Consider the following 13,874-nt stretch of genomic DNA (forward strand, 5'->3'; position numbering starts at 1 on the left):
AAAACTGAAACGCTCTAGTTCAGGCTGACCCTGCCTTTGGCGAAATCGTTCGGGACGCCGTTGATGGAAAGCATGTTGCCTTCCACCCCGACATGGATCGTTTCGCCGTCGGCAATCCGGCCCTCCAGCAGGAGGCGTGCAAGCGGATCCTGCAACTCCTTCTGGATCACACGCTTCAGCGGTCGCGCCCCATACACAGGATCATAGCCGCGTGCGGCCAACCAGTTGCGGGCATCGAGGCTGAGGTCGAGCTTCATCTTGCGCGCGGACAGAAGATGCTCGAGGCGGCCCATCTGGATATCGACGATATGGTCGATCTCACCGCGCCCAAGCCGCTTGAAGAAGACGATCTCATCGATACGATTAATGAACTCAGGCCGGAAATGCATCCGGATCGCGCTCATCAAGCTTTCGCGGGCCTCGTCGGTAATCTCTCCTTCGGCACCACTCGCCAAGGCATCCGAGCCGAGGTTCGACGTCATGATGATGATCGTGTTCTTGAAGTCCACTGTCCGGCCCTGACCATCGGTAAGGCGGCCATCGTCAAGCACCTGCAGCAAGGTATTGAACAGGTCCGGGTGAGCCTTCTCGACTTCGTCAAACAGGATCACCTGATACGGGCGCCGGCGTACTGCTTCGGTGAGCGCTCCGCCTTCCTCATACCCGACATAGCCGGGAGGCGCACCGATCAGGCGGGCCACCGAATGCTTCTCGGAATATTCCGACATGTCGAGCCGGAGGATCGCCGTGTCATCGTCAAACATGAATTCGGCGAGCGCCTTGGTAAGTTCCGTCTTGCCGACGCCGGTTGGGCCGACGAACAGGAACGAGCCGATCGGGCGGTTCGGATCCTGCAAGCCTGCGCGTGCCCGGCGAACGGCATTCGACACGGCTTCGAGCGCCGCATCCTGACCAACAACGCGCGCACGCAAGGCATCTTCCATATGGAGAAGTTTCTCGCGCTCGCCCTCAAGCATCTTGTCGACCGGAATGCCGGTCCACTTGGAAACCACCGCTGCAATATGCTCTGGCCGGACAACTTCCGAAACGAGGCCATCGTCCTCCTCATCGGAACCTTCGACATCCGTGATCTGCTTTTCAAGCGCAGGAATGATGGCAAACTTCAGTTCGGACGCGCGGGCGAGATCGCCCGAACGCTGTGCCTCAGCCATGTCGGCATAGGCTCGATCTAGTTGTTCTTTCGCGGCTGCCGTGCCCTTGAGCTTGTTCTTTTCAGCTGACCAGGTCGTTGTCAGTTCATCTGATTGCGACTGGAGTTCGGCAATATCGGTCTCGATTGTATTGAGACGGTCTTTCGACGCGGCGTCCTTTTCCTTCTTGAGGGCTTCCGCTTCGATTTTCAGCTGCAAGAGCCGCCGGTCGATCTCGTCGAGCTCTTCCGGCTTGGAATCGACCTGCATGCGCAGGCGCGCGGATGCTTCGTCCATCAGGTCGATGGCCTTGTCGGGCAGAAAGCGGTCGGTGATATAACGGTTGGACAGAGTCGCGGCGGAAACAATCGCGGCATCCGAGACACGCACACCATGGTGTGCCTCGTATCGCGCCTTGAGGCCTCGCAGGATGGAAATGGTATCCTCGACCGATGGTTCGTCGACAAACACGGCCATGAAACGACGGGCGAGCGCCGGGTCGCCTTCAACATGCTTGCGGTATTCGTCGAGGGTGGTCGCACCGATACAGTGTAGTTCGCCACGCGCGAGAGCTGGCTTGAGGAGGTTTGACGCATCCATCGCGCCATCGCCCTTGCCGGCCCCGACCAGCGTGTGCATCTCGTCGATGAACAGGATCACGCCGCCTTCGGCCTGCTGAACTTCGTTGAGAACCGCTTTCAGGCGCTCCTCGAATTCTCCGCGGAATTTCGCGCCGGCTATCAGCGCGCCCATGTCGAGCGAAAGCAGGCGTTTGCCTTTCAGGCTTTCGGGCACATCGCCGTTCACAATTCGCAGGGCAAGGCCTTCGGCAATCGCCGTCTTACCGACGCCGGGCTCACCGATCAGGACCGGGTTGTTCTTGGTGCGGCGGGAGAGAACCTGCATAGTGCGACGGATTTCCTCGTCCCGGCCGATGACCGGATCGAGTTTGCCCTCGCGGGCATCCTTGGTGAGATCGCGAGCATATTTCTTCAGCGCCTCATAGGCTTCTTCGGCATTGGCGCTGTCGGCCGTGCGCCCCTGGCGCAGCTCGTCGATCGCCGTTTCCAGCGACTTGACGCTGGCACCGGAACTACGGAGGATCTCGGCCGCCGGATCGCCGGACAATCCGGCAATCGCCAGCAGCATGCGCTCGGTCGTGACAAAGGAGTCACCAAATTTTTTTGCACCGGCCTCGGCATCCTGAAAAAGCTTTGCACTGGCTTGCTCTAGACGCAGGCCCGTGTTCGCACCGCTGACCTTTGGAATTTTGGCCAACGCCGCATCAACACCCTGGACAACGAGTTCGGGCCGTCCGCCACCAGCACGGATGAGATTGACCGCCATCTGGTCACGGTCTTCAAGCATTGTTTTAAGGACATGAGCAGGCGTGAGTGCCTGGTGGCCTTCTGCCAGCGCAAGAGTCTGGGCGCCTTGAACGATCGCGCGTGCGCGCTCGGTATAATGTTCGATATTCATTGTTCATCCCCTTCTAAAGGCAGACAAGAGCTGTGGAATCGAGACCCCGCTCAGCGGCGGCCTCTTTCTGTGTACTGGATTTGGGGAGTCACATCCGGTAGCGCAAGTCGCGCCGCCTGCGACAAGTTCAATCGCGTCTGAAAATGAATTCGCGATCCACCTGCGCGCCGACGGGGAAGTCATATTCGCCGACCTTGCTGAATCTGTATCGGGAATAGAATCGCTGGGCGCGGTCGTTACCTGACCAAACTCCCAGAAAGAGAGGTGGCCGGCCGGCAACTTCAACCCATTCGAAGACGCGCAACATCAGTGCGGCACCAATGCCCGCCGACAGGATATCCGGGCGAACATAGAGCCGCCGAAGCTGGAGTGCGCCCTCTGGCATCGGGTCGACCGGAAGATCGCAGGGGCTCGCCTGAGCGTAGCCCACCAGATCTCCGTCTGACGTTGTCGCAACCCATATCGGCCGGTCAGGTTGCGACGCCTGATGCTGCCACGTTTCGAGTCCGTAGTTCTCCGACAGGAACGCATCAAGATCTTCTGGCGAATAGAGATTCTCGAACGCCGCGACGAAGGATGCAATGCCAAGCTCCCGCAAGGCTACGGCATCCGCAGGCACGGCCCGTCGGATTGCTATTTCACCGCGATCGCCGTGCAAAACGACAACGCCTAGTCTGCGGCGGATTCAGCGGAATCGGCAGCGCCCGCTGATTCACTTTCCGCAGCCTGAGCTGGCTTGCGGCGACCGCGCGAGAGCGTCTTCATGACGCCATCCGTAACGACCTCAGGTTCTTCAGAGGTCTCTTTTGCGCGATACGGCTTGCGGCGTGATTTCGGTCGGTCGGAATCCGACTTTGGCTTCGGCTTCGTCTCCGCAGCCTTTTCAGGTTTCCCGGCGCCGTCCTCGGCATCAATAACCTTGATCGGATCCGCTTTCATATTCGCGGATTCGTCATTGTCCGAATCCTCGTTGCGGGGCGCACGCGACGTCACTTCTACCGTGGCTTCATCCTGATCCGCATCGGAACCGGAATTATCGTAGGAATCGTCACCGCGATTGTCGCGGCGGTTATCTCGATCATCGCGCCCACCACGTTGCTGAGGCTGAGGCTGAGGCTGAGGCTGCTGCCTGTCCTTGGCTTCCGCCTGCTTGGCGACAATGCGCTGATAGTGTTCAGCGAACTGGAAATAGGCTTCTGACAGGACACGGTCGCCACTGGTATGGGCGTCCCGGGCATACTGCTGGTATTTTTCGAGGACCTGTTGCGCTGAGCCACGGATCTTCACGTCCGGTCCGACGCTTTCATAGTGCCGGTTCGGGTTATTGTGATTGGCGTTAATGGTATTACCGCCTGAGCGACGATTGCGCCCGCGTGAGCGTTTCATGAATGTGTATCCTGTTTCATGCGCCTGCTTATCTTGCAGGCAATTCCCAACGCAATGGCCGAAGGATTTTTGGCCGAGCCCCGTATTTGCGCGAGTCTGACGAGGGTGGAGCGACTTGGCTTAAGCGGCTTCCAACACCTCACGCGTAGCTTCTAACCTGTATTATGCACGCCGCCAAGCAGAAAAGTGATTATCAGGAATCAGGCTGAATGGCCCATACTACGCGGTCATTTCCACCAAGGTCCTTGCCACCACCCACCCCGACAAGACCCGCCGCTGACAGAATCTCGCGTACTGCGCGATTTTGATCGAATCCGATCTCAAGCACCAGTGGCGTTCCTGGTTTCAGAAACGTTCGGGCAAGACCGGAAATCTCACAATACGCGTCCAGGCCGTCCTCGCCACCGTCGAGTGCCGCTGCCGGATCATGGATACGCACTTCAGGATCAAGCGTGGAGATCACGTCCGTGCAAATATATGGCGGGTTCGAAATGATCAGGTCAGCGCCCTGCCATCCCTGCCAATCCGTCCATGTCGACATCATAACGCTGGCCCGCCTTTCGAGGCCATGGCGCACGATATTCTCTGTCGCGAGGGACGCCGCATCCGGATCCGCCTCGATGCCGACACCTGTAACGCCTGGCCTGCCACTGAGCATGGCAACGAGCAGGCAGCCCGACCCCGTGCCAAGATCGGCGATCGACAAGCCAGGACGATCGGGCAAAAGGCGCAGCGCCGCTTCCACAACGGCTTCGCTATCAGGCCGCGGCACCAAAGCGCGCGCATCTGAAATGAATTCGAGTCCGAAGAAAGATGCCGAGCCAGCGATGTGCTGAAAAGGCTCGCGCGCTTCCCGACGCGCCACCATTCGACCGAACATATCCGCCAGACTTTCCGGAACCGCCTGATGTCCTCTGAGAATGAGGTCCGACGTGGTTAGCCCCGACGCCAGAGACATCAGGTGCCGTGCCTCACGTTGCGGTGTGTCCAGGCCGACACTACGCAGCCGACCGGCCGCCTCTACGATCAGGTCCGTATACGTCGGGCGGTTCAGTTGCCATCCTCCATGGCCGCGAGCTTGCGAGCCTGGTCTTCCGTGATGAGGGCCTCGATCACTTCATTCAGCTTGTCGCCGCCGATAATCCGATCGAGCGAATAGAGCGTCAGCCCGATACGGTGATCGGTCATCCGGTTCTCCGGGAAATTGTAGGTCCGGACTTTCTGGCTACGGTCACCTGAACCGATCTGGCTGGCGCGCGCTTCGGCCCGTTCAGCATCCTTGGCAGAACGTTCGCGTTCGTAGAGACGGATTTTGAGCTGCTCCATCGCCTTCTCCCGGTTGACGTGCTGGGACTTCTCGGAACTCGTTGCGACAATGCCCGTCGCAAGGTGCGTGATCCGCACGGCGGAATCGGTCGTGTTTACGTGCTGGCCGCCTGCGCCCGAGGAGCGCATCGTATCGATACGGACATCTTCGGGTCGCACTTCGATCTCGACATTTTCGGGGGCGGGCAGGACCGCGACTGTCGCCGCCGATGTATGAATGCGGCCCTGCGTTTCCGTGGCGGGCACCCTCTGGACACGGTGCACGCCGCTTTCCCATTTCATGTGCCCGAAAACGCCATCGCCCGACACATTGGCGATGATTTCCTTGTAGCCACCCGAGTCGCCTTCGGACGCATCAATGATATCAACTTTCCAGCCCATGATCTGAAAATAGCGCGAATACATTCGGAACAGGTCGCCCGCAAAAAGGGCCGCTTCATCGCCGCCGGTGCCAGCGCGAAGCTCCATCACGATATCAGCCTTGTCGTCGACGTCCTTTGGAAGGAGCAAGACCTGGACCTCCTGCTCCAGCGCAGGCAGCTGGTCCTTGAGCTCTTCGACCTCATCCCGTGCCAGTGCAACGATGTCGGGGTCGCCACTCGCGACAAGCGCCTCAGCTTCGCTCAGCTCCTTGCGGGCGGACATCAGCTCGCGCGCCTTGTCAACGACGGGCTTCAGCTCAGCATACTCTTTCGACAGGGAAATTATCTCGGGCGTCTCAGTCGCTGCGCCCATTCGCGCTTCAACCTGTTCGAACCGGTCGACTACCTGTTGGAGTCTGGAAGGGGAAATAGTGGCCATGGCCGCCCTTTAGAGCGGTTTTGAGGGCGCGTGAAGCGCCCTCGCTGCCACATCTTGCCCTTATACGAAGATTCGGAGCACTTCACGCACGGCCATGACGATCAGTGTGATCGATGCCAGCGCGAACACCGTGAAGCGCAGGATCACTTTCGGCTGCAATACCTGAACGAGCGAATGGAGCACCCGGAGCCCCACGTAAATCCATGCCGCCAGCACCATGAAATGCCCCTGGCCGCCCGTCAGGGCCGCGAAGAACATCAGCGCGTAGAAGATCGTCGGCTGTTCGTGGAGGTGATTATAGTTATCGGCAACCGACCGGACATTCGCTGGCAACTTGTCGCCATAAGTGCCCGGGTGACGGGCCGAATCGGGGTCGATTTTTGCCTTTTGCATGGCCGGGATGCGCGTCGCGTACATCCACAGCCACATGACAAGCGTCCAGCAGACCAGCGCAAGAACAGGTTTCAGAAGTTCAACATTTACGGACATTTTGCCCCTCCCTCAGTTATTATTGTGGGGGAACTTACGGGGCAATCTGCAGTTTGAACAGCAGATTCGCGTGGTTGTGGCTGACCGAGATGGGCATTGAGAAAGGCCGTAAATGCGTCGATGTCTTCAGACACGACGCTATGGCCACCGGGACGCAGCCAGAAGGCGAGGCCTGCACTGGGGTCAAATGACTTCATGCCGCTACCGGTGAGGCCTTTGGCCCCCTCTGCTCGGTAAATGTCCGACGCCGCCTGTGCGGCGCGATAGGTCGAGTTCGGATCGGACCACACATCGCGACGCCCGTTGCCGAGCAGCACAGGCGTCGGCCCGAGCAAGGCAAGCAATTCGTGCTGATCAACCGGTAGTGCCGCAAGGTCCGCAGCATAGTCCTGAGCCGTGGGTGCCAGCCAGTGCGGATATGACTTGGCCATGCGCACAAGACCTTCTCCGGTCTTGGAGCGGGACAACGCCGCCCCGGCAAAGCCGGACTGGTGGGCAATCACGGCGTCGACGCGGCGGTCCCACACACCCGCGATCAGCGCCGACTTGCCGTGACGGGAGTGGCCCATCAGAGCCGTATGGCCCGCATCAATGCGCGGGTCGGCCTCGAGCACATCGAGCGCTGCAGAGAAACCGTAAGCCCAGGCCATCAGGGCACTTGTCGGATTCACGGGGCCACCCATGCTTGCCATCACCGCCTGCGCTTCGCCATCTCGATCCGGCACGAGTTCGCTTGCATAGAAGCTCGCATAGGCAAGGCCCGCAACAAAATATCGGGAAACCGGGACTTCGGCGATGTAGGTGCCAAAAATGCTGGTCGCCAGGAACCCGAAGACCCCGTTCATCTCCGAACCATCGCAGATGGACCCGTCGGCCGCCGTCACCGGACTTCCGGGAAACGCGGCGCAATTGCTCGCAAACGTCTGACTGATAACGAGCGGGGATTTTCCCGATGTCTTGGGGAACGCGGCAACGAGATGGAACGTCCGAGCTCCGGCGCCCGATCCAATCGTGATACCCAACTCTTCGAGCGACCCGCGTCCGTCGAGATAGTCCGCGTCCACGACGCGCCAATCGCCATGCGTTACCGGCATGCCCGCTGGCCACGGCCCATAGAGCGTGTCCTCGAAAGCCTGTTTCAATGCATCCCGGCGGCCCGAATCCTCAGCGAATGCCGCAACATCGAGCGGCGGCTGCGGCAACGGTTTGTTGGTGGTAGTGAGACTGGCATAGTTCAATCCCAACATGGTGCAATTGGACATGACCAACGCCGTGATCGCAATCAGGAAGAAAAGGGGTATCCGTTTGAGAAACCAGAACATGCAGAAATTGTCCTTTCAGCCAGTTTATTGGTCGACTGAATTACTAACGTCATTCGGCGATTTCGGCAGTCCCCTCACGAGAACGTTGTTACTCGGCGGCCACGGCGGTCGCCTCACGCGCTTCCTGCAACTGCTTCGCCTTCGCTTCAACAGCGTCAACGATTTCCTCGACCATGGAGGCATTCCCCACCTTTCGGTTCGGCTTGCCAGCCGCATACATCATGCCGGATTCAGCGCCGCCGCCCGTGAAACCGAGATCGGTCATCGCCGCCTCACCGGGCCCGTTGACGACACAGCCAATGATCGAGAGCGAAATCGGCTCGGTAATGTGCGCAAGACGTTTTTCCAGCGTCTCCACGGTCGAGATCACGTCGAAGCCCTGCCGCGCGCAGGAGGGACACGCGATGATGTTCACACCCCGGGTCCGCAAACCGAGCGATTTCAGCATCTCGTAGCCCACTTTGACCTCTTCGACCGGATCGGCTGAAAGTGAGACCCGGATCGTGTCACCAATGCCCGCCCATAGCAGGCTGCCCATGCCAATCGATGACTTCACCGTACCCGTGCGCAAACCGCCCGCTTCGGTGATGCCGAGATGGAGCGGCGCATCCGTGGCTTCAGAAAGTTGCTGGTAGGCCGCAACCGTCAGGAACATGTCCGACGCTTTGACGCTAATCTTGTACTCATGGAACCCGAGGTCATCGAGGATACGGGCATGGTTCAGGGCGCTCTCGACCATGGCTTCCGGGCAAGGCTCACCATATTTCTCGAGCAGGTGCCGCTCAAGCGATCCGCCATTGACGCCGATCCGCATCGAACAGCCATTAGCACGCGCAGCCGCCACGACTTCGCGCACGCGCGCCACGGAACCGATATTGCCGGGATTGATCCTGAGGCACGCCGCGCCTGCATCAGCCGCCTCGATGCCGCGTTTATAATGGAAATGGATGTCGGCCACGATCGGCACGCCGACATTGCGAACGATCTCGTTGAGCGCCGCCGTCGAAGCCTCATCCGGACAGGAAACACGCACAATGTCGACGCCCGCCTCTTCCATCCGCAATATCTGGGCAATCGTCGCCGCGGCATCATGCGTCAGCGTGTTGGTCATCGACTGGACGGCAATCGGTGCGTCCCCGCCCACGTCGACGGATCCCACGCGAATCTTGCGTGACGTGCGGCGGTCGATATTTCGCCAGGGCCGAATTGGGTTGTGGCTCATGAGACTTGGGACTCCGTGCGGGTCTTTACAGGCCCTGATGTGGCGCGCACGAGGCCCCGCGTAAAGGCCTGAAGGTGTCGCGGCCTATCGTGTCGCCTTGCTGGCACCGTTTGATGCGACCGTTGGCGCGGCCATATCTGCTGCTTCGGCGAGTTTCTGGTCAACACTTACTGAGAATACCGCGCCCCCATCCGGCCCCAGCGGACCGATCACAGCGTCACCAATGCGCCACTGGAATGCCCCGCCATCCTTGGCCGAAACAGTCCAGCCGGCGTCCAGGCGTGGAAAATAATTTTCGCCAACCGCCATGATACGGCTGCGGAAGATCGTGCCGTCTGCGCCGCGCACTTCGAGCCAGCCCTGACGAGCTGCAACGAGTTCCAAGGGCAAATGAGTCGGCAGAGGCCGACTGGTACGGCTGGCGTCCTCGAAGAGGCTATGGCGGGCACCATTGACCGCCACAATTGCCGGGGCGGGCGCAAGTTCGGACGCTGGCTTGACCAGCTGCGTCAAGCCAATTGCGCCGCCAGCGACAAGGGCGAGGACAGCAGCCGTGGCGACCATGAGCGGCCATTTTGCCTTTGGCTGTGTGATTTCGCCAATCTTGGGGACGGGCGCTGAATTTCTCACCTCGGATACCGCACCGCATTCGAGCGTGTACTGGGCGATGACCTGGCTATCCGGCAGGCCAAGCTCAACGCAATAGGCGCGCAAATAGGGCGTCAGATATCCTTTGGGGATCTGGCCAATTTCCATGCGTTCGATCCACATGAGAAAGTCTTTGCGCAACAACGACTTGCGAGAAATGTCGGCGATATTCATTCCGAGCTCTTCGCGGACCCGGCGCAGGACCTGACCCATTCTCAGGCTTTCACCGTCGAATTCGCGGGACTTGAAGACTGCCATCGCGCGCTCACGCCGCGATGTGGCATCAGCCGGCTCTGGAAGCACCGCAGGCGCGCCCGATTCATCAAGGGAACGACCCGTTTCGTTTCCGAAAGAGGGCATATCCGCCTGCGATTCAGATTCTTGCGTATTGTGGGTCTCTTCGTGTCCCATATTCTTCCAATCCAGCCTTCTGTCAGGGGGTTCGCCCCATGGAGGAGCAAATACTGGTCCAGAAACATGGTGAATTTTGGACCAGTCCGCCTCACCCGTCAGACAATTCCACTCCATGATCCGCCGCCAAGGCTAACACTTGGTTACGGAACGCTGCGTTCGGCTCGCCCAACACCTTGAGAAAATCGTTCCGAAACGCCCCAAGGTCGACCGATCTTACCATGCGCTTGACCGGGCCTATGGCAGCAGCAGGCATCGAGAGCGCATGAAAGCCCAGAGCGAGAAAGCAAAGTGCCGAGAGCGGCGAAGCGGTCGCCTCACCACAAGCAGACATCCTGATCGAATGCGTCGTGCAGTCCTCAGAGACCTGTTTGAGAAATCGCATGCCTGCCGGGCTGACCAGATCGTAACGATCCGAGACTGAGGGCGTCATGCGGTCAGCTGCGAAGAAAAACTGCATCAAGTCATTGGTGCCGACGGACAGGAAATCCACTTCACCGGCAAGTTCCGACAGGCTGAACGCCAGCGCGGGCGTTTCCAACATGACTCCCACTTCGAGCTGGGAAGGCCTTTTTCCCGTTCTTTCCTCGCTCCATGCGACTTCCTTCATCAACAGGTCGCGCGCATCGAAGAACTCCCTCGGCACGGTTACCATCGGAAACATCACCGTCAGGGGGTCCGTACCGGCGGCCCTCACAAGCGCTCTCAGCTGGCGCCGGAACAGGCCTTTGTGATCGAGCGCGAAGCGGATGGAGCGCCAGCCCAGAGCCGGGTTCTCTTCCCGCGCCGTGTTCAATGCTGGCAGGACCTTGTCGCCGCCAAGGTCGACCGTACGGAAGATGACGCGTTTCCCGGCCGCACGGTCGAGCACACGTCGGTAGAGCGCCACCTGGTCGCCCAGCCTCGGAAGCGTCTCCGACACGAGAAACTGGAATTCGGTGCGAAATAGTCCCACCCCGTCAGCGCCAGCCTGGTCGAGCATGTCGAGATCAAGGTCGAGTCCGGCGTTCAGGTAAAGCGAGACATGCGTACCGTCACGGGTCTTCGCGGGCAGGCCACGCAAGGCGGCATAAGTTGCCTGACGCTCTGACCTCAGCGCAACCCGTCCCTTGTACGCATCGTAGAGGGAGTCATCCGGACGGATGTGAAGAGTGCCCTTTTCCGCATCGACGATAACCCAATCGCCTTGGTCGATCCGGGTCGTCAGGCCTTCGATGCCGCCCAGCGTGGGTATTCCAAGCGCCCGGGCAACGATCGCGGCGTGTGATGAAATCGCGGCCTCTTCCATCAAAATCGCGCGCAGGCCAACATTGGCATAGTCCAGCAATTCGGCTGGGCCGAGGCGACGGGCAACCAGCACGCTGCGCTCTTCACTGATCTGCGGCTTGCCGTCGTCACCTGCCAATACGCGCAACAATCGGTTGTCGAGGTCTTCGAGGTCATTTAGGCGTTCGCGCAGGTATGGATCGCGGGCGCTCTGCAACCGCGCACGGTGCTCGCGACGGGCCCGATCGACCGAGGCTTCCGCCGACAGGCCGGACCGTACGCCTTCACGCAGCTTTTCTGCCCAGGACGGGTCGTGAGCCAGCAGCCGGTACGTTTCCATGACGTCTCGTGGGTCGTCGCCCAATTTGGCGCCATCCAGCGCCATCATCTTGTCGATGGATTCCCTGAGCCCCTTCAACGCTTCGGTCAGCCGCAATGCCTCGAGATGCTGATCGGCGGCGAAAAACTTCGCCGCAGGCACGACGGGATCATGCAAGACCGCGCGCCCATATCCAAGGCCCTCACAAAGTACGCGGCCGGAGAGAGTGGCAAGATTGCGTTCACGTTTGTGACTATCGCCGTTTGAGATGTGCTCCGGGTCCATCCGGTCGACAATTTCAGCGAGGACCATGGCAATGGTCTGCAATGTGTCGATCTCATCGTCGCCATAGGCGCGCTCGGTCCGGTTCTGGACCGTCAGGACGCCCAGGACTCGCCCGCCACGCAGGATCGGCATGCCCAGAAAGGCGTGGAACGGGTCTTCGCCTGTCTCAGGGCGATAAGAAAAGGACGGGTGACGGGGGGCATCCTGAATGGCCATGGCTTCGGCCCGTTTGGCCACCAGGCCGACGAGCCCTTCATTCGCACCGAGCCGAGTCGTCGAGACGGCCTCGGGCTTCAGGCCCTCGGTTGCGATCAGAAGCAGTTCTCCGCCGGCGATGCGCAGGTAAATCGAACAAACGTCCGCCACCATCGTGGAGGCGATCAGCCTGACCACCTGATCCAGCCGAAATCGTGTATCACCGTCCTCCGCCATGACGTGGCGGAGGCGGTTCATCAGGAGACGCGTGGCCGGCAGGTTATAGGGCATGGTTCTCCTGAGTGTCGCAGTCGGATTTACACTGCGTCAAGTCCGAAGGCCGTGTGCAGGGCACGAACAGCCAATTCGGTATAAGGCGCGGCAATCAGAACGGAAATTTTAATCTCAGACGTCGAAATGACGTCGATATTGATGCCCTTCTCGTACAGAGCCGTGAACATGGTCTCAGCCACCCCCGTGTGGCTCTTCATGCCTACCCCGACGATCGATATTTTGGAGACGTCGCGGGTCACTTCCAGCCGGTCATAGCCGATATCGTCCGACATTTTTTCAAGCGTTTCCTTGGCGATCGGACTGTCGCGGTCAGTGCAGGTGAACACCATATTGGCCTTTTCCGGTCCGCGCGCATTCGCCTGGACGATCATGTCGACATTCACGCCGGCACGCGCCAGCGCAGAAAAGATCTTGGCCGAGACGCCCGGCTTATCGGCCACCCCGTACAAAGTGACCTTCGCTTCGTCGCGTGAATAGGCAACACCGCTAACAACCTGTTTTTCCACGATTTCATCCTCTGAGCAGACAAGGGTTCCGGGGTTCGGCTCGCCAGGCTTCAGGAAGCTGGAAAGCACGCGCACCGGCACATTATGGTTCATTGCAAGTTCCACAGACCGCGTCTGAAGGACCTTGGCACCGAGAGACGCCATCTCGAGCATCTCCTCGTAAGATATTTTAGGTATCCGCTGGGCTTTGGGCACCATGCGCGGATCAGTCGTGTAGACTCCATCCACATCCGTATAGATGTCGCAAACAGTAGCGTTCAGCGCCGCCGCCACCGCCACGGCGCTCGTGTCCGAACCACCGCGGCCCAGGGTGGCCACACGCTCGTCATCCGTGACACCCTGGAAACCGGCAACAACCGCAATTTCTCCCCGATCCACGGAATCCGGCAGGCCACTATTGTCGAAGCCCAGAATGCGCGCGCGACCATGGTCTTCGTCGGTTTTCAAGCGCAGCTGCCAGCCGAGCCAGCTGCGGGCCTTGAGGCCCCTGCGACGCAAGGCCAGCGCCAAAAGTCCCGCCGTCACCTGCTCACCGGAGGCGACAATCACGTCGTATTCGTCGTGAAACTGATCGCGCGGCAGGTCGGGGCCCGCTGCGCCTTCAGCATAGGCCACAAGCTTGTTCGTCTCGCCGGCCATGGCCGATACAACAACGGCGATGTGCTCACCGCGGGCCGCGCGGTAGGCCACAATGTCAGCCACGTTCGCGATACGCTCGAGATCGCCGACCGACGTACCGCCAAATTTCAGAACCGCACGCGCCATTTCGCCCCA

General features: G+C 59.9%; 11 protein-coding genes. All 11 read right to left on the reverse strand.

Annotated elements, in window-relative coordinates:
* Positions 1-14: 14 nt before the first annotated feature.
* The 11 genes from clpB to ACESNB_RS12840 all read right to left on the reverse strand — a co-directional run bounded on the left by clpB (position 15) and on the right by ACESNB_RS12840 (position 13,865).
* A complete protein-coding gene (clpB, locus tag ACESNB_RS12790) occupies positions 15-2,630 on the reverse strand; it encodes an ATP-dependent chaperone ClpB (protein WP_373007886.1) in 2,616 nt (871 codons plus the stop codon).
* 127 nt (positions 2,631-2,757) lie between these two features.
* A complete protein-coding gene (locus tag ACESNB_RS12795) occupies positions 2,758-3,228 on the reverse strand; it encodes an N-acetyltransferase family protein (RefSeq protein ID WP_373007888.1) in 471 nt (156 codons plus the stop codon).
* A gap of 71 nt (positions 3,229-3,299) precedes the next feature.
* Positions 3,300-4,016, reverse strand: a complete 717-nt coding sequence (locus ACESNB_RS12800) for a DUF4167 domain-containing protein (protein WP_373007890.1) — start codon at positions 4,014-4,016, stop codon at positions 3,300-3,302.
* Between the two features lie 193 nt (positions 4,017-4,209).
* Positions 4,210-5,070, reverse strand: a complete 861-nt coding sequence (prmC, locus tag ACESNB_RS12805; RefSeq protein ID WP_373008008.1) for a peptide chain release factor N(5)-glutamine methyltransferase — start codon at positions 5,068-5,070, stop codon at positions 4,210-4,212.
* Entirely contained in the window at positions 5,067-6,143 is a 1,077-nt protein-coding gene (gene prfA / locus ACESNB_RS12810) for a peptide chain release factor 1 (RefSeq protein ID WP_373007892.1), read from the reverse strand. Before prfA ends, prmC begins: the two co-directional genes overlap by 4 nt.
* A 60-nt stretch (positions 6,144-6,203) precedes the next feature.
* The gene (locus ACESNB_RS12815) at positions 6,204-6,632 is read right to left on the reverse strand and encodes an MAPEG family protein (protein ID WP_373007894.1); all 429 of its coding nucleotides are present in this window, start codon (positions 6,630-6,632) and stop codon (positions 6,204-6,206) included.
* A complete protein-coding gene (locus tag ACESNB_RS12820; protein ID WP_373007896.1) occupies positions 6,623-7,954 on the reverse strand; it encodes an alpha/beta hydrolase family protein in 1,332 nt (443 codons plus the stop codon). Before ACESNB_RS12820 ends, ACESNB_RS12815 begins: the two co-directional genes overlap by 10 nt.
* A gap of 88 nt (positions 7,955-8,042) precedes the next feature.
* Positions 8,043-9,176: a flavodoxin-dependent (E)-4-hydroxy-3-methylbut-2-enyl-diphosphate synthase gene (gene ispG / locus ACESNB_RS12825; protein ID WP_373007898.1), complete on the reverse strand. Its 1,134-nt coding sequence runs from the start codon at positions 9,174-9,176 to the stop codon at positions 8,043-8,045.
* Positions 9,177-9,260: 84 nt separating this feature from the next.
* Complete coding sequence (locus ACESNB_RS12830; protein ID WP_373007900.1) at positions 9,261-10,082, reverse strand: helix-turn-helix domain-containing protein; 822 nt, start codon at positions 10,080-10,082, stop codon at positions 9,261-9,263.
* A gap of 244 nt (positions 10,083-10,326) precedes the next feature.
* The gene (ptsP, locus tag ACESNB_RS12835) at positions 10,327-12,591 is read right to left on the reverse strand and encodes a phosphoenolpyruvate--protein phosphotransferase (protein ID WP_373007902.1); all 2,265 of its coding nucleotides are present in this window, start codon (positions 12,589-12,591) and stop codon (positions 10,327-10,329) included.
* Between the two features lie 26 nt (positions 12,592-12,617).
* On the reverse strand, positions 12,618-13,865 hold the full coding sequence (locus tag ACESNB_RS12840) for an aspartate kinase (RefSeq protein WP_373007904.1): 1,248 nt from the start codon (positions 13,863-13,865) through the stop codon (positions 12,618-12,620).
* Positions 13,866-13,874 lie beyond the last annotated feature (9 nt).

Source organism: Hyphomonas sp. (genome assembly GCF_041689225.1).
Lineage (GTDB): Bacteria > Pseudomonadota > Alphaproteobacteria > Caulobacterales > Hyphomonadaceae > Hyphomonas.